The following is a 15,006-nucleotide window of genomic DNA, read 5'->3' as shown; positions in this document are numbered from 1 at the left end:
GCTTGTATATCGGGGGGCGGCTTTGAGGGGCGGTCAGGAGCGCGCAAAGTAGGCCGCACGCCCGTCTGCGGTGCGCCGCTCGATCCGCCCCAGGGCGGCCAGATGATCCAGATGGGACATGCATTCTCCCACGGCGAACCACTTCTGAGTCTCCGGAAACTCCGCCCAGGAAGCGGCGCGGATCTTCCAGCTCATATAGCCTGCCAGCGTATAGGCCCCCGCTCCGGGGTGGTCCCGCACGGCGGCGAAGGCCTCCTCCAGCCGGCACTGGTGGTGCGCCGTCAGCTGTCCCACCCGGGCGGTCAGGTCCCCGCGGCCCCGGTGGCCGGGCAGAGGGAGGGCGCCGCCGTAGGCGCGCACCCGCTCCAGACTGACCAGGTAGGAACCCAGGGCGTCCGGCATGGCAGGCCAGGCGGTGATATTGGGGGTAATATCGAAGAGCACGTGATCCCCAAGGAGAATGGCATTGTGTTCCTCCAGGAAGAAGCACATCTGCCCCGGCGTGTGTCCCGGCATCAGCAGGCACCGCAGCCGCCAGGGGCCCAGCTCCAGAAGCTGGCCGTCCTCCAGGCTTTCATAGTGACCGCCGGTGGGCGGAGCCATGGAGCGGGCGGGGTTGGTGTCGTTCAGATGGCGCAGGGACAAAAGCGGAAAGCCCTCCTCCAGAAAGCGCCGCTCCGCCATACCCCAGAAGACCCGGCGGGCCTCCGGATCGTCCAGGGAGGGACGGTCCACGCGGCTGACGTAGATGGTCCCCGCCGTACCCGCCACCTCCGGGGCAAGACCGGAATGATCGGAATGCAGATGGGTGAGCACCACGTCGATGGGCTTGTCCAGGCAGCCCAGGGCCTCCAGCCCGGCAAACAGGGCCTCCCGGCAGGCGCTCTGACGAAAGCCGGTATCCACCAGAACGCTGCGCTGTGCGCCGCGGAGCAGATAGGCGTTGAGCTCTTTCAGCGGGTTGCCGGGCAGGGGCACAGGGATCCGGAAGAGGCCGGGCAGCAGTTCTTCGGGAAAGGGAGAGCGGCTCATTCGGTTTCCTCCTCATCCAGCAGGGCGGAAAGGACTTCGTTGTAGACCCGCTCGGGCTTGGCCTGAAAACCGGAGCACAGGCGCTCCCCCTGGTCCCGGGAGGCGCAGAACAGGGACAGGGAAAACAGATTCCCGCCGTCGTCGTCCAGGGCCAGCTCCACGGTAAAGCCGCCCTCCGCCCGCTCCAGGACCTGCGAGCGTACCTGGGCATTGCGCCGCAGCGCGCCGTTGAGCTTGGATACCTGGAGCCCGGCCTTGCGCTTGACCGAGTAGGGCAGGCTGCTCTCACAGGCGGCGCCGTCCCGGCGCCCTTTCTCCGTGATGGCGTAGCGGTCGTCTTCCAAAACCAAATGGCCGGTCTCCACCAGCTCGTTTACCGCCTCGGCAAATTCGAAATAATCGACGCCCCCGTCGCACATGGTCAGATCGGTGAGCGTGGGAAAGTCAATGGGGGCCACCACCCGGGCCATCAGGTAGAGAATGAGAAATTTGATATCCAGCTTGTCATGGATAAAGCCATAGCGGGCCATCGTGTATGCTCCTTTCCCCCAAACAGATGGGATACCCTTCGTTGACAAGGGCAATTCCATTATACCGAAAAAAGGCCGCTGCCACAAGGGAAAGTTTCAGCCGCTTGACAGGGGGTCAGATATGGGGGTATCATACAGGGGAAACAGAAACGTGAAACAGAACGGAGGAACCCCACCATGGGAAAGAAACGGCTGCCCCTGCTCCTGGCGCTTTTCCTGCTCCTCTCCGCCTGCGGCGGGCCCGGTGATCCGGAGGCGACCCCCACGTCCGCACCCACGCCGGAAGCGGCGGTTACATCGCAGCCCGCTCCCGCACCCACGCCGGAGCCTTACGACGGACCGTGGAACCCACTGACCGGGGAGCCCATCGGGGAGGACTGGGTCAACCGGCGCCCGGTGGCGATCATGCTCAACAATTTGAAGGAGGCCCTGCCGCAGCAGGGACAGTCCGAGGCCGACATCCTCTATGAGGTGCTGGCGGAAGGCGGCATCACCCGGATGCTGGGGGTCTATCAGAGTGTGGAGGGCGTGGGGAAGATCGGTTCCATTCGTTCTGCCCGGCCTTATTATCTGGAGCTGGCGCTGGGGCATGACGCCGTCTACCTCCATGCCGGCGGCAGCGAGGACGCCTACGCCAAGATCCGCCAGTGGGGCGTGGACGCGCTGGACGGCGTACGGGGACCCTATATGAGCAACAGCGACAATGGAAACCTGATGTGGCGGGATTCCGAGCGGCGCAAGAGCTACAGTCTGGAGCATACCGTGGTTACCAGCGGAGACGCCGTTTGCGAGCGTTTTGCCGGCTATACCGGTCTGCGGCAGGAGCATGAAGACGGCTATGTCTATGAGATGTCTTTTGTTCAGGACGGTACGCCGGCGGGCGGTGCGGCGGCACAACAGATCACCGTGCCCTATTCCAACTACAAGACGGGGCTGTTCACGTACGATGCGGACACCGGCCGTTACCAGGTGGAGGAATACGGCAAGCCCTATGTGGACGGAAACACCGGCGAAACGGTGGCGGTGACCAATGTGATCGTTATCAAGACGGCCTGTAAAAATACCGGCGACAAATACGCCCACATCACCGTGGATCTGTCCAGCGGCGGCGCAGGATGGTTTGCCTGCGGCGGACAGTATATTCCCATCACATGGACCAAGGATTTTCCGGATGGGCAGCTGCGCTATTTCGATGCTGAAGGCGAGCCGCTCACCTTCGGCGTGGGGAATACCTATGTGAACATCGTCCCCCTGGACAGCGCCGTGAGCTTTACATAACCAAAACACCCCCGGCATCGGAAGATGCCGGGGGTGTTTGTTTCAGGGGGCGGTCAGCTGCAGCAGCCCTTGAAGTCACGGTAGCCCTCGCCGCAGGGGGCGATGCTGTTGGGGGGGAAGAATTCGTCCACAGGGAATTTGACGTGACGGAAGATCTCGCAGGGGTCGTCGTCGCAGTTCCCGCAGGCGCACTCCTTTTCGGGCATGCAGTAGTCGTAGGCAGGCATAAGCAGCTGGGAGTCCCGCTCCAGACGGATAATGGAGAACTGGCCCAGGGTGACGTAAATGCGCTTGCCCTCGCCGCCGAAGCACAGGTCGCTGCCGAAGCAGGCGCAGATGCAGGGGGGAATCTCGGTGAGTTCGCAGTCGCAGCAGGGACGGCACTCGCAGACCTCCACCAATTTCATGTTGAGGACGATGGGGTCCACCGCCTCCACCACGGCGGTCGGCAGGTTGGTTTTGCGGATGTTCTGCTCGTCCAGGGCTTCAAAGGCGGCCTCAGAGGAAAAGACTTTGGCGGTGCCCTCGCTGCCGAAGAGGATGACGCGTTTGTCAAAGACGCATAGGCCGCAGACTTCGACCGGGCGGGCCGCGCCTACGAAGGCGTCGGCGGTGACGCGGTAGAAATAGCGCACGTCCACCGTGTAAAAGCCGCGGTTGAAGCCGATGGGCTCTACGTCGATGTACACGTACAGCAGCTCGGCCTTGCCGGCCTTGATGCTGATGGCCCGGTCGATGGCGCACTGGGAGCTCTGGGTGGGGTAGAAGCGCAGGTCTTCGATACAGTCCTTATCTTTGCAGGAATCATAGATTTTTTTTGTGTGTATGCACACGGCCTCACGGATACAGGCGGTATCCTGCACAGGGCCGGGCATGACCTTATCAGGCATTGCAATACCTCCCAAAAGAGTATTAAAAGGACAGTTCCTTCCGTTCCATTCTATGAGTGAGCGCCGGAATGGTGCAGGCGGGGCGTGGGTGAGAAAGGAGCCCAGGCCATTTTATGGCCTGGGCTCCGGAAGGGTGTTGGTCAGCGGGCGGAAAAGGGACGCGGCGCCTTGCGCCGTCCCGGCCGGTCGGACAGGATCAGCGCCAGGCAGCAGAGCAGCAGCACCGCGGCGATGAGGATGGCGCAGTTGCGGAAGAAAGCCTCCGGCATGACCAGAATGATCTGGTCGGTGCGCCAGTCAAAGAGCCAGTTGTCCTTTCCGGGGAAAAAGATGGCGTGGAACAGGGTAAAGGCCCGGTCGAAATCCAGCGCGGCCAGACCGGCCACGGCCGTCACCAGCGCCGCAGCCAGCGCCCCGGCCCAGAAGCCTGGCCCACGGCCCCGGAAACGGTGGAAGGCGAGCCTGCCGGTACGGCACAGCAGAACCAGGATCAAGGCGGTCCCGGCGCTGATCCCAAGCACCCAGAAATCGGCCGTGAAGAGCACGCGCACATCCTCAAAATGGCTCTTGCCGGATTCCGACCAGAGCAGCTGCCCGGTGCCGAAGGGCCTGCCCAGCACGCAGAAATCCAGTACCTCGTCATAGGCCTCACGGATGGTCTCCTGGGACCACCCGGTCTGCTCCGGCAGGTCCAGCGCGCCGATCTGCACATAGTAGAAGGGACGAAACAAGATGGGGACGGCAATGGAAAAGCTGACGGCCAGCAAAGCCAGCGCCACGGAACAGGAAAGCGAGGCCAGTTTGGAGGAATGCATCCAATCACTTCTTTCCGGCAGAGAGGGTAATCAGTACCTGGGAGGGCAGGTAGAACAGCCACATCCCGACCCGGGCGAAGGCGAACAGCCCGCCGTGCCCGGACACGGGAAGAAAGGCGGAGAGGTTTTGCAGCCCCACGCAGAGATCACAGCAGACGAAGAGGACGAGTCCAGCGGAAAACGCCGCATACCGCCGCCCCAGAAACAGACTCTCAAGCGCATTGGCGGCCAGCTGTGTGAAATAAAAGACGCTCAATGCGGTCAAAGGCTCCAGGGCACTGAAGCGCCCCGCCACCAGCAGCACTGCCCCGCTCAGGGCCAGCCGCAGCAGCAGACGGGGCCATACCCGCCCGCCCCGCAGGCGGCGGAGCCGGACAAAATAGAGGGCCTGCACCACGCAGAAGGCGCCTACGCCGGCCAGATACCAGCGTCCCAGCACCAGCAGGAACAGATCGGCCAACAGGGTGACGCCAAGCGCGGCGCGTACTAGGCGGCGGTCGGGGTCCTGACTGCCGCCGCAGGACAGGAGGAAGCACAGAAGGATCGAGCCATACTTGAGGGCGGTGCTCCAGCCGCTTCCGACCTGCAGCAGGTCGAGGGTGAGAAAGGCGGAGTAGAGGCCGGCCTGTGCACAGAGGAATACGAGATATCTGCGTCCCATCGGTCTGCCTCCTCAAAATCTACTGGACAGCATTATACCCTCCCGCAGCTGGTATTGCAAGAAGCGGCAGCCCGCAAAGCGGGCCGCCGCTCCAGCTCGCTTAAGCGAGTTCCGCGCCAAGCGGAACCAATAGCCACCCGCTTTGCGGGTGAGGTTGAGAATTTAAATAGAGCCGCACCGACGGTAAACTGATGGATGTTCAGGCCATCAAAAAACCAAGAAAGACGGTGAAGCTCTATGGAGGACAGTTTAGCACATAGTAAATGGGTGTGCAAGTATCACATCGTGTTCACGCCGAAGTATAGAAGGAAGATAGATTATTGGGGGATGCGGGAGGATATCCGAGATATCATCCGGGATTTATGCAAGTGGAAAGGGGTAGCGATCCTGGAGGGAAAAGTAATGCCGGGTCACATCCATCTATTGTTGTCGATACCGCCCAAGTATTCGGTGTCAAGCTTCATGGGATATCTGAAGGGAAAAAGTGCGATGATGATATTCGAGCGTCACGCAAATCTCAAGTACAAGTACGGCAACCGACACTTCTGGGCCACCGGGTATTACGTCAGCACGGTAGGCTTACAGGAGAAGGCCCTGAGGAAGTATATTCAAGAGCAAGAGAAACAGGATCAGATAGAGGACAAAGTTAGCACGAAAGAGTACGAAAACCCTTTTAAGGGTAACGCGAGGTAATCAGTCCACAATGGCTTGAACGTAGTGAAAGCCAGCGTCTTTTAGGCGCTGGCCTCACTATGCCCCTACGGGGCTATTTCAAGCCACCCCTTTCAGGGGTGGTCTTGACTTGTCGAAAATGTATCGCCTTCCGCTTCGCAGCCTTCCGCCGCCCGCAGACGACGGAATCAAATCAGAATCCGCCCGTTCCGGGGACACAGGGTGAATGGTCCCCCAGGGGGCAAGGGAGGGGCCTGTGGGGGATGCGCCGCGGAAATGACCCTTCTCACGAAATTCTTGCCGACAATTCTACGAGAAATCGAGGCAACAATTTCGTATGGTCTTTTCGAAAAAGTGGCTTTGCCACTTTTTCAACAGCCTCGCTTACTTTTTGAAGCGCTCGAAGAGGGCCTGCTCCCACTGGTCGCCGTATTTCAGGCAGATCAGGAACAGGGCGATCCCGGCCAGCGCCAGCATCGCCATGCCCCAGGGAGGGATGGCGATGACCGAGCCTCCGAGCGCGCAGGCCACCAGCAGTCCCCAGGGCCGGGTCAGCAGAACGATGGTCAGGAAGCGGAGGAAGGGGATGTCGGTAAGCCCCGCCAGAATGCAGATCAAATCGTCGGGAAAGAAGGGGAACAGAAAGACCAGGGCCAGGAAAACGTCCCGCTTCCGGCGGATGACCTCCAGATACCTGTCCGCCACCGTTCGGCTGACCAGACGTTCGGCGAAGTTCTGCCCCAGAGCCCGGGCCAGCCAGAACACCAATACGGATCCAATGGTGATCGCGGCTACCGTCAGCAGGAACGCAGGCCACATCCCGAAGAGCACCGCTCCGGCCAGAGCGGTGATATTGCTTGGGATCGGGGCAAGGATGACCGAGAGAAGCTGCACGACAAAAAAGAGCAGATGAGAATAGGGGGCAAAGCGGTCGATATAATCCCGCATATCGTCCAAAGAGCCAATGGAGGAAAAAAAGCCCGTTCGCCACAGCAGCAGCGCTCCCCCGCCCAGAAGAGCGATCGCCAGCAGCAAAGTCAGCAGCCATTTGTTTCGTTTCATCCATCCATCGCCTCGTCGCTTTTTATCATTTCCTTTAGGCTACCACGATTTCCTGCGGACTTCCATAGAAAAATCATTAAGAATTCCGAAGAAAAACAAAAAATCCACACCCTAAGGTGTGGCTCTTCTGAATGCCGCCGCTTACCGCTCGCTGGGGATCACACGCTCGTCGCGGCCGAAGATCAAATCATCCACATCGACAATCCGGGTCGAAATCACCATTGCACATCTCTCCTTTCTGATTGGATGATTCTATTATAGCGCCGGATGGAGCAAAAAGCAAGTTGTCAATTGTAAGAATTATATAAAAATTGCGGAAAGAATCTGTATAATTCCACAATGATTTGGGGGGCGAAAACGCCGAAAAACCCGCTTGCCAAATGACACAGTTTATGCTATAATCTTTCAGTCGGCAAAGCGCAGGTATAGTTCAGTGGCAGAACGTCAGCTTCCCAAGCTGAATATGAGGGTTCGATTCCCTTTACCTGCTCCAACCGGAATCCCTAGAGCCTCAACGGTTCTAGGGATTTTCTTTTGCACGAACACCTCCAAATGTTAGGAGAAAATAAGGCGAAAAAAGACCGAAAACAGGATGCCATGCAAGTCAGATGCAAGTCAATCCTATGCCTGCTTGTCCGAGCTTGCCCCAATGGAGAGGTATGCGTCAAGCTTCTCCACACTCTTCCTTTTGTGCACTGAATCCAGGTGGGTATAAATTTTTAACGTGGTACTCACATCGGCGTGGCCCATTTGGGCGCAAAGCGGGCGGAAGCGCCGCACGGGAACGCATTGCGCTCCCGCGGCAAAGTGGGGACCGACGGCCCGGAACATTCTTCCCGATCCCGGGCCGCGGTGGGAAAATGCTTGCAAAAAAGCAAAAATCATGGTATCATTTGTTAAACCAAGAGGTATGATAAATACGAAAGGTGGAGCAAGAGATGAGCAAGAAGCAGGCGCTGACGGAGTTTCATCGTGGTTCCATATTGGCTGCCGCCGAGCGGCTGTTTGCAGAGAAGGGCATTGAGAAGACGACCATGGACGATATCGCGCGGGTAGCGGAATACAGCAAGGCCACATTGTATGTCTACTTCCAGAGTAAGGAGGAGATCGTCAACGCCATCCTCCTCAGCGGTATGGTGCTCTTGAAGAAAAAGATCCATGAGGCCCTGGAGAGCAATCACGAGTGGCTGCAGGCCTATGATGCGGTCTGCCGGACCATCGTGCGCTTCTATGACGATAATCCTACGGCCTATGATGCGGCTACCGGTGCGATCCCCCTGGCCCAGGCGGGGGAGACTGTCCAGAAAAGCGTATCCGACATCCTGCGGGTGAGCAGTGAGATTGACGCCGAACTGGCGGATTTCCTGGTGCGTGGGGCAGAAGCGGGGCTCGTGCATACCCAGGTCCCGCCCATTGAGATGGTGCTGCTCTTCTGGGCCGCCCTGGCGGGCATGGTACGGACCGCCGACAGCCGGGAGGCATACATTCGGGAACGGACCGGACTGAGCCGGGAGGATTTCCTGCACCACGGCGCGCGCATGCTGCTCCACTCCATCACCAGAGCGGACCAATAAGGCGTTCCTGCAAAACGGGCTCCCCGGCAAAAGCCGGGGAGCCCGTTTTGCGTCGTTTCGGATTTAATGCAGGCGCGCCTCCAGAGCAGAGAGCTCCTGAGAAAGCGTTTCCGGCAGTTTCGCCCCGAATTTGTCGTAGAATGCACGGATGCCATTCACCTCGTCCAGCCACATCGCCGTGTCCAGCTTGAGCAGGCCCTCCAGTGTGGCGCGGTCCACACCGGAACCCTCCAGGTCGATATCCTCGGCCTTGGGCTCATAGCCGATGGGGGTCTCCACCGCGTCGGCTTCATGGAAGCAGCGCTTCATGATCCACTCCAGCACCCGCAGATTGTCGCCGAAACCGGGCCAGAGGAAGCGCCCCTCGTCGTCGGTGCGGAACCAGTTCACATTGAAAATCTTGGGGGCCTTGTCGCCCAGGACCTTGCCCATGTCCAGCCAGTGCTGCCAGTAGTCGGCCATGTGGTAGCCGCAGAAGGGAAGCATGGCCATGGGGTCCCGGCGCACCACGCCCACCGCGCCGGTAGCGGCTGCTGTGGTCTCAGAGGCCATGATGGAGCCCACGAACACACCGTGCTCCCAATCGCGGGACTGATAGACCAGCGGCGCGGTCCGGGCGCGGCGGCCGCCGAACACGATGGCGGAGATGGGGACGCCCCGGGGGCTTTCAAACTCCGGAGAGATGCAGGGACAGTTTTTAGCGGGGGCGGTGAAGCGGGAGTTGGGGTGGGCGCCCTTCTCGGCGGAGACCGTTCCATTCCAGGGGTTGCCCTTCCAGTCCACGGCGTGCTCCGGCGGGTTTTTATCCAGGCCCTCCCACCAGACGGTATCGTCGTCCAGGTTGTGGACCACATTGGTGAAGATGGTGCCCCGTCTGGTGGTGGCCAGGGCGTTGGGGTTGGATTTGGCATTGGTGCCCGGGGCCACGCCGAAGAAGCCGTACTCCGGGTTCATGGCCCAAAGCCTGCCGTCCTCGCCTACACGCAGCCAGGCGATATCGTCGCCCACGCACCAGACCTTCCAGCCCTTCTCCTGATAGTGTGCCGGTGGGATGAGCATGGCCAGATTCGTCTTGCCGCAGGCGGAGGGGAAGGCGGCGGCCAGATAACGCACCTCGCCGGCAGGGTTCTGGATGCCCAAAATGAGCATATGCTCGGCCATCCAGCCCTCGTCGCGGCCCAGACAGGAGGCGATGCGCAGGGCGAAACACTTTTTGCCCAGCAGCACATTGCCGCCGTAGCCGGAGTTGACGCTCATGATGGTGTTGTCCTGGGGGAAATGGACGATGTAGCGCCGCTCCGGGTCGAGCTCCGCCTTGGCGTGAAGGCCCTTCACATAGTCGGGGGAATCGCCCAGAGCGTCCAGCACGGACTGCCCTACCCGTGTCATGATGGCCATATTGAGCACCACGTAGATGGAGTCGGTCAGCTCGACGCCGTATTTGGCGAAGGGAGAGCCCACCACGCCCATGGAGTAGGGGATCACATACATGGTGCGGCCCTTCATCGCGCCGGTATAAAGCGGTTTCAGCCTGGCGTACATCTCCGCCGGGGCCATCCAGTTGTTGGTGGGGCCGGCGTCCTCCTGCTTCTCGCAGCAGATGAAGGTACGGTCCTCCACACGGGCCACATCGTTGACCGCCGTACGGTGCAGATAGCAGCCGGGCAGCTTTTCCTGGTTGAGCTTCTCCAGCTCGCCGGTGGCGCAGGCCTGGCTGCGCAGTGCCTCCAGCTGCGCCTCGCTCCCGTCGATCCAGACGATGGCGTCAGGCTGCGTCATCGCCGCCATCTCGTCGATCCAATCCAATACAGCGCGGTTTTCCGTCAATGCCATGGGGTGGGTCCTCCTTTGTGTTTCAGTTTCCGGGATACTGGTAGCTCTATTGTAGAAGAATCTTATAAAATTTGCAAGTCCTTTCGCCTCGTTTTGCAAAAAAGCGGTGATTTGTGCGAAAAAAACCAAAACGCAACACGCCCGGCAGGTTCGCTGCCGGGCGTGCCGCTCCGTTCAAGTTGTCTGGATGGCCGCCGCTACGGCGGCAAATTCCGCAATCCCCAGCCGCTCGCCCCGCACGTCGGGGGGCAGTCCGGCGGCCTCGATGGCCTGCCGCAGCGCCTGTTTCCCGACCTGAGCGCCGAAAGCGGAAGACAGGCCATTGAGCAGTGTCTTACGCCGCTGGGCGAAGGAGGCGCGCACAACACGGAAAAAGAGGGCTTCATCCACCAGCGTCTGGGGGGGCTCCCGCCGGGGGATCAGGCGCAGGACGGCGGAGGTCACCTTGGGGGCGGGAAGAAAACACTCCGGACCCACATCGAAAAGCAGTTCCGGCTGCGTGTGATACTGGCAGAATACGGAGAAGGCCCCGTAATCCGCGGTGCCCGGCGCGGCGCAGATGCGCAGGGCCACCTCCCGCTGGATCATTACGGTGATGGAGGCAAACAGCCCGGATTCGATGAGACGGGTCAGCACGGGCGTTGTGATATTGTAGGGCAGGTTGGCGCAGGCGATGGGGGTGAGGCCGGAGAGACGCTCGTTTACCAGCGCGGCCAGATCCAGCTTCATAATGTCTCCGGGAATCACCGTCACATTGCGGCAGGGCGCCAGGGTCTCCGACAGGATGGGCAGCAGCGCCCGGTCCAGCTCCACCGCCGCCACCTGCCCGGCCCGACGGGCCAGCTGGACGGTCAGAGGACCGATCCCGGGCCCGATCTCCAGCACGCCGCAGCCGCTGTCCGCGCCGGAGGCCTCCGCAATGTCCCGGGGCACCCAGCCCTCGATCAGAAAATTCTGCCCCATGCTTTTGGAAAAGCGAAACCCGTGCCGGGCCAGCAGGGCCTTGATATCGTTACCGTTGCAAAGATCCACAGACCGTTCCTCCGCACAGAAAATGGACGGCGCACGTCCGGGTTCCAGTATACCCGAAGAGCGGTACGCCGTCAAGGCAAAGACTTGCGATCGGCGTGCGGGGGTGATGGGGTAAGACGACGGAAGCAGGAAGGGGAGCAGCGCTATGGAAGCAAAGGTCAGACCCTATCCGCCTTCAGACGCCGCGCAGGCGGCCGCCATTTGGAATTAGGTTGTGGAAGACGGCGCAGCCTTTCCCCAGACCAAGCGCCTCACCGCGTCCGGTTCGGTTTGCGCTTGAGCGCCAACAGGGCTTTCACATCCTCCAGCACTTCTGAGGACCCCACCTCCAGGGAAAGCCAGCGCACGCCGTTGGACATGGGTCTTGTCTCCTTCCACAGCCGCTGTGTGCCAGGGGAGAGCGTTGGCAAGCGCTGCTCGACGGCGCTTGCCAGCCTGCAGCCTGCCACGATCAGGCAGACGAAGGCGCCCGCGCCGGGGTAGAGGGTACATAGGGCCGCGCCGCCGGCTCTGTACTTGACGTTCCAGCCGCGGCCCATGCTGCATGTGCTGTATGTGCAGACCGGGTCAGTGTGATAAGCCTGGCTGAGATAGTGGACTAGCTCCGTCCAGAGCGGGGTCTCCACATAGGCGGCCAGCTCTGCCTCCGTGGGCGGTTCCGGCCCGGGGTAGATGGTGTTCCAGTCCATTGGAATTCTCCTTCGGCCTATTTCTTCCAGCGCAGCAGGGAGGGGAAGAACTGGCGCATCTGTGTTTTGGCCTGTTCCGGGGTCAGGACGGGATTGGCCTGGACCATCATGGGAGTGCAGAACTCGATCATCTCCTCCATGGTCATCGCGCAGGTGAACGCGCCGTTCTGGTAGCAGTACTTGCAGTAATGGGGGCTGGGAGCGCCGTCGGCCTCGGTGCCGAGGAGTGCATCGCTCAGGGGCATGCCGCAGGATTGACAAAATTGCTGGTTCATAAATGATTCCTCCTGTCGATTAGATGCCGCCAGTATATCACAGCAATCCTGACACCCTGTGTCAGCTTTTTCACTGTTTTGCCAGATTTCCTTGGCCAGCTGTCCCAGGCGGCGGCACAGGCGCTCCGGTTCCAGCACCTTCAGGTCCGCGCCGAAGGAGAGCAGATAGCCGTACAGCCAGGCGTCCTCCGGAAGCGCTGCCGATACGGAGAGGGCGCCGTCCGGTTCCCGAACCACGCAGTTGGCGTCGAATTCATCATAGACTCTCCAGGCCATGGCAGGGGAGAAGCGCAGACGCACCGGGAGAACGCTTCCGCTGTAGGGGCCTTCCGGTTCGATGGACGGGGGCGGGGGAAGGGGAGCGAAGGTCTCCTCCAGCAGCTCCAGAGCAAGTATGCGCGTGAGCTTGAAGGTGCGCCAATCCTTCCGATCCAGGCAGAGGCCCTGGAGATACCAGGCGCGTCCCTTGAAGACCAGACGGGCGGGACAGACCCGCCGCCAGTTCGTCTGACCATCGGAGCCGGCATAGGGGAAGCGGAGCACCCGGTGGGACAGGATGGCCGATTTAACGGCGTCAAACTTGGCGTTGTCCGCACCGGCGGAGCCCCAGCGGGACATATCCACCTGAAGCCAGTCGGGTTCGCTGCGGCGGAAGAGGCCGGAAAGTTTGGCCAGTACCTCTTCCGCGCCCAGCCGCGCATCGCCCGGGAGGCTCTGCAGGGCGGTGAGCAGCTGGCGCTGCTCACCCTCGGAAAAAGCGGCCCGGTCCAGTACGCAGTGTTCCATCAGGGCCACTCCGCCGCCCTTGCCGGGAATGGCATATACCGGCACCCCCGCCGCCGACAGGGCGTCTATATCCCGGTAAACGGTACGTACGGATACCTCAAACCGCTCCGCCAGCTCCGCCGCCGTCATCCGCCGCCGCTGGAGCAGCAGGTAGACGATCTCAAACAGACGGCTTGACGGCATAGCCAACCGCAGGCCGCAGACGGGCCATTTTGTATTCGTCGGCATATTGTCCGCAGCGCACGGTGGTCATGCGCAGCAGGCCCTCCTTCTCAAAGCCGAACTTCTCATAGAGGCGGATGGCCCGCTCGTTGTCGGCAAAGACCTCCAGCTCCACACGCACCAGCATGAGCCAGTTGTCGGCCAAGTCCAGTATAGCCTTCATCAGGGCGGTGCCTACCCCCTGGTTTTGGTAGTCCGTATGCACGAACAGCCCGATGCTGCCCACGTGGCGCATCCGGGGATTGGAACAGACCTGGAGTCCGGCGGCTGCGATGATCGTGCCGTCCTCTGCGGCGGCCACAAAGTTGTGGTCGTTGGGGCCAAGCGAGGCGAGAAAGGCCGCGCTGTCCGCGGTGCGGCAGGAGGGGAGGCCCAGGGTGTTTTCAAACACGCCGGGCATCCGCCGCAGGGCGGCGATCCCCGGCGCATCTCCCGGTTCGACGGGGCGGATGGTATAGTCCATAAAGGCTGCCTCCCAGAACTGATTTTTGCCACTATATAGTCGACGCACTTGAAAAAACGCAAATAGCGTTTTTTCACCCGGTGGATCGTTTTGCTCCTTTTGAAGTGCTCTGACTATAGCACAGAAAAAGGAAAAAAGCAACCGCCCGGAGGACGCTTCCTCCGGGCGGGGTGGAATGGATTTCGTACCTGTATTCGGACGGCTCAGGGCGGTCCAGGCGCAGGTGCGCGCCCGTCAGTAGGCTGCCACCACGCCGCCGTCGTTGGCATAGACCGTGGCGATGCCGCCGGTATCGCTGATAACGACCTGTTCAAACCTGCACTGCTTGAGGGCCAGCTCCTTCAAATAGAAGGCGCGCTCCAGACAGTTGCAGTGGGTGATCGCCAGCCGGCGGCCCGCATGCTTGGGATCGGCCGCCATCAGGGAGACCATCTTGGACAGGGCCTGCTTGACGGACAGCGCCTGTCCCCGCTTGCAGATCTCGCCTTCCGGGGTCGCGCCCATCAGTAGCTTGATTTTCAGGGTGCTGGTGACCAGCGCCTGGGTCTTGGTCAGGCGGCCGTTCTTTTTCAGGTTGTCCAGGGTCTCCAGCACGAAATAGGTCTCCATCTCGTTGATATACCGGGATACATGGCTTACCACGGTTGTGAAATCCATACCCGAGCAGGCAAGTTCCTGAATCTTCAAGGCGACCAGCACCTCTCCCGCAGAAGCGGAGCAGGAATTGAAGATGTGCACACGGGCGTTGGGGTGCTCCTCCAGCCACAGCAGCCGCGCCTGGGCCGCGGCGTTGTGGGAGCCGGAGAGCAGAGCGGACAAAGTGACGACATACACATCGTCCGCGCCGCAGTCAAAAGCGTCCAGGTACTGGGCGGGGGAGGGACAGGCGGTCCTGGGGGCGCTCTGGCACTCTTTCATCCGCCACAGCAGGTCGGCCTGGTCGAAGGAGGCGTCGTCCACCACCGTGTGGCTGCCGACCTGGATGCGCAGGGGCACGCTGAGAAAGCATTCCTCCCGGAGCTGGGCGGGCGTCAGGTCGCAGCAGCTGTCAACAATGATCTTAAAACTCATAGAAAAGATTCCTTTATATGGTGTTGGATATTAGATTGAACGTTACTGCCATTGTAGCACCTGCCGCTGCAAAAGTAAAGGGGAAACCTGTAAACAATTCGGAAACCGGCGCGCATGGGCT

The 15,006-nt window shown here is 60.8% G+C and carries 15 protein-coding genes and 1 tRNA gene; 4 read left to right on the top strand and 12 right to left on the bottom strand.

Going from position 1 to position 15,006, the window contains the following annotated elements:
- Positions 1 to 33: 33 nt before the first annotated feature.
- Positions 34 to 1,032 (bottom strand): MBL fold metallo-hydrolase, encoded by a 999-nt coding sequence (locus tag NE547_RS10705; protein ID WP_186907865.1) that lies wholly within the window; start codon positions 1,030 to 1,032, stop codon positions 34 to 36.
- Positions 1,029 to 1,562: a DUF4364 family protein gene (locus tag NE547_RS10700; protein WP_186907864.1), complete on the bottom strand. Its 534-nt coding sequence runs from the start codon at positions 1,560 to 1,562 to the stop codon at positions 1,029 to 1,031. Before NE547_RS10700 ends, NE547_RS10705 begins: the two co-directional genes overlap by 4 nt.
- Before the next feature lie 177 nt (positions 1,563 to 1,739).
- On the opposite strand from NE547_RS10700, the gene NE547_RS10695 reads away from it, so the two are divergent.
- Positions 1,740 to 2,840 carry a DUF3048 domain-containing protein gene (locus tag NE547_RS10695; protein ID WP_186907863.1) on the top strand — a complete coding sequence of 367 codons (1,101 nt, stop codon included), beginning with the start codon at positions 1,740 to 1,742 and terminating at the stop codon, positions 2,838 to 2,840.
- Between the two features lie 53 nt (positions 2,841 to 2,893).
- Here NE547_RS10695 and NE547_RS10690 read toward each other — a convergent pair whose 3' ends face one another.
- From NE547_RS10690 to NE547_RS10680, 3 genes are all read right to left on the bottom strand, one after another.
- The gene (locus NE547_RS10690; RefSeq protein WP_256175879.1) at positions 2,894 to 3,730 is read right to left on the bottom strand and encodes a hypothetical protein; all 837 of its coding nucleotides are present in this window, start codon (positions 3,728 to 3,730) and stop codon (positions 2,894 to 2,896) included.
- 140 nt (positions 3,731 to 3,870) lie between these two features.
- Entirely contained in the window at positions 3,871 to 4,545 is a 675-nt protein-coding gene (locus tag NE547_RS10685) for a TIGR01906 family membrane protein (protein ID WP_186907816.1), read from the bottom strand.
- Positions 4,546 to 4,549: 4 nt separating this feature from the next.
- Positions 4,550 to 5,206: a lysoplasmalogenase family protein gene (locus tag NE547_RS10680; RefSeq protein WP_256175877.1), complete on the bottom strand. Its 657-nt coding sequence runs from the start codon at positions 5,204 to 5,206 to the stop codon at positions 4,550 to 4,552.
- Positions 5,207 to 5,443: 237 nt separating this feature from the next.
- Here NE547_RS10680 and tnpA point away from each other — a divergent pair, with 237 nt between their 5' ends.
- A complete protein-coding gene (tnpA, locus tag NE547_RS10675; protein WP_256175875.1) occupies positions 5,444 to 5,899 on the top strand; it encodes an IS200/IS605 family transposase in 456 nt (151 codons plus the stop codon).
- Between the two features lie 363 nt (positions 5,900 to 6,262).
- On the opposite strand, the gene NE547_RS10670 is transcribed toward tnpA, so the two are convergent.
- A complete protein-coding gene (locus tag NE547_RS10670) occupies positions 6,263 to 6,940 on the bottom strand; it encodes a TVP38/TMEM64 family protein (RefSeq protein ID WP_256175874.1) in 678 nt (225 codons plus the stop codon).
- Between the two features lie 419 nt (positions 6,941 to 7,359).
- On the opposite strand from NE547_RS10670, the gene NE547_RS10665 reads away from it, so the two are divergent.
- Together NE547_RS10665 and NE547_RS10660 are read left to right on the top strand one after the other, a co-directional pair.
- A tRNA-Gly gene (locus tag NE547_RS10665) sits at positions 7,360 to 7,433 on the top strand.
- 445 nt (positions 7,434 to 7,878) lie between these two features.
- Positions 7,879 to 8,514 carry a TetR/AcrR family transcriptional regulator gene (locus NE547_RS10660; protein ID WP_256175872.1) on the top strand — a complete coding sequence of 212 codons (636 nt, stop codon included), beginning with the start codon at positions 7,879 to 7,881 and terminating at the stop codon, positions 8,512 to 8,514.
- 63 nt (positions 8,515 to 8,577) lie between these two features.
- Here the strand turns inward: NE547_RS10660 and NE547_RS10655 are convergent, their stop codons facing one another.
- The 6 genes from NE547_RS10655 to NE547_RS10630 form a co-directional block, all read right to left on the bottom strand.
- Complete coding sequence (locus NE547_RS10655; RefSeq protein ID WP_370866844.1) at positions 8,578 to 10,347, bottom strand: phosphoenolpyruvate carboxykinase (GTP); 1,770 nt, start codon at positions 10,345 to 10,347, stop codon at positions 8,578 to 8,580.
- A 174-nt stretch (positions 10,348 to 10,521) separates the two neighbouring features.
- On the bottom strand, positions 10,522 to 11,379 hold the full coding sequence (rsmA, locus tag NE547_RS10650; protein WP_186907810.1) for a 16S rRNA (adenine(1518)-N(6)/adenine(1519)-N(6))-dimethyltransferase RsmA: 858 nt from the start codon (positions 11,377 to 11,379) through the stop codon (positions 10,522 to 10,524).
- Between the two features lie 251 nt (positions 11,380 to 11,630).
- Complete coding sequence (locus NE547_RS10645; RefSeq protein ID WP_186907809.1) at positions 11,631 to 12,068, bottom strand: DUF3788 domain-containing protein; 438 nt, start codon at positions 12,066 to 12,068, stop codon at positions 11,631 to 11,633.
- Positions 12,069 to 12,085: 17 nt separating this feature from the next.
- On the bottom strand, positions 12,086 to 13,312 hold the full coding sequence (locus NE547_RS10640; protein WP_186907808.1) for a WYL domain-containing protein: 1,227 nt from the start codon (positions 13,310 to 13,312) through the stop codon (positions 12,086 to 12,088).
- Entirely contained in the window at positions 13,290 to 13,814 is a 525-nt protein-coding gene (locus tag NE547_RS10635) for a GNAT family N-acetyltransferase (protein WP_186907807.1), read from the bottom strand. The genes NE547_RS10640 and NE547_RS10635 overlap by 23 nt, the downstream gene beginning before the upstream one ends.
- Before the next feature lie 234 nt (positions 13,815 to 14,048).
- Entirely contained in the window at positions 14,049 to 14,885 is an 837-nt protein-coding gene (locus NE547_RS10630; RefSeq protein ID WP_256175869.1) for a DegV family protein, read from the bottom strand.
- Positions 14,886 to 15,006: the final 121 nt, after the last annotated feature.

The sequence above is a fragment of the Flavonifractor sp. DFI.6.63 genome (assembly GCF_024462255.1).
Lineage (GTDB): Bacteria > Bacillota > Clostridia > Oscillospirales > Oscillospiraceae > Lawsonibacter_A > Lawsonibacter_A hominis.
The sequence above is the reverse complement of the archived record's forward strand: the minus strand, read 5'-3'. Positions and strand labels throughout refer to the sequence as shown.

Coding starts and splice junctions, on each gene's coding strand:
- tnpA (WP_256175875.1), top strand. CDS start 5,444: ATGGAGGACAGTTTAGCACATAGTAAATGGGTGTGCAAGTATCACATC.
- NE547_RS10690 (WP_256175879.1), bottom strand. CDS start 3,730: ATGCCTGATAAGGTCATGCCCGGCCCTGTGCAGGATACCGCCTGTATC.
- NE547_RS10640 (WP_186907808.1), bottom strand. CDS start 13,312: ATGCCGTCAAGCCGTCTGTTTGAGATCGTCTACCTGCTGCTCCAGCGG.
- NE547_RS10705 (WP_186907865.1), bottom strand. CDS start 1,032: ATGAGCCGCTCTCCCTTTCCCGAAGAACTGCTGCCCGGCCTCTTCCGG.
- NE547_RS10700 (WP_186907864.1), bottom strand. CDS start 1,562: ATGGCCCGCTATGGCTTTATCCATGACAAGCTGGATATCAAATTTCTC.
- NE547_RS10680 (WP_256175877.1), bottom strand. CDS start 5,206: ATGGGACGCAGATATCTCGTATTCCTCTGTGCACAGGCCGGCCTCTAC.
- NE547_RS10635 (WP_186907807.1), bottom strand. CDS start 13,814: ATGGACTATACCATCCGCCCCGTCGAACCGGGAGATGCGCCGGGGATC.
- NE547_RS10670 (WP_256175874.1), bottom strand. CDS start 6,940: ATGAAACGAAACAAATGGCTGCTGACTTTGCTGCTGGCGATCGCTCTT.
- NE547_RS10685 (WP_186907816.1), bottom strand. CDS start 4,545: ATGCATTCCTCCAAACTGGCCTCGCTTTCCTGTTCCGTGGCGCTGGCT.
- NE547_RS10645 (WP_186907809.1), bottom strand. CDS start 12,068: ATGGACTGGAACACCATCTACCCCGGGCCGGAACCGCCCACGGAGGCA.
- NE547_RS10660 (WP_256175872.1), top strand. CDS start 7,879: ATGAGCAAGAAGCAGGCGCTGACGGAGTTTCATCGTGGTTCCATATTG.
- NE547_RS10655 (WP_370866844.1), bottom strand. CDS start 10,347: ATGGCATTGACGGAAAACCGCGCTGTATTGGATTGGATCGACGAGATG.
- NE547_RS10630 (WP_256175869.1), bottom strand. CDS start 14,885: ATGAGTTTTAAGATCATTGTTGACAGCTGCTGCGACCTGACGCCCGCC.
- NE547_RS10695 (WP_186907863.1), top strand. CDS start 1,740: ATGGGAAAGAAACGGCTGCCCCTGCTCCTGGCGCTTTTCCTGCTCCTC.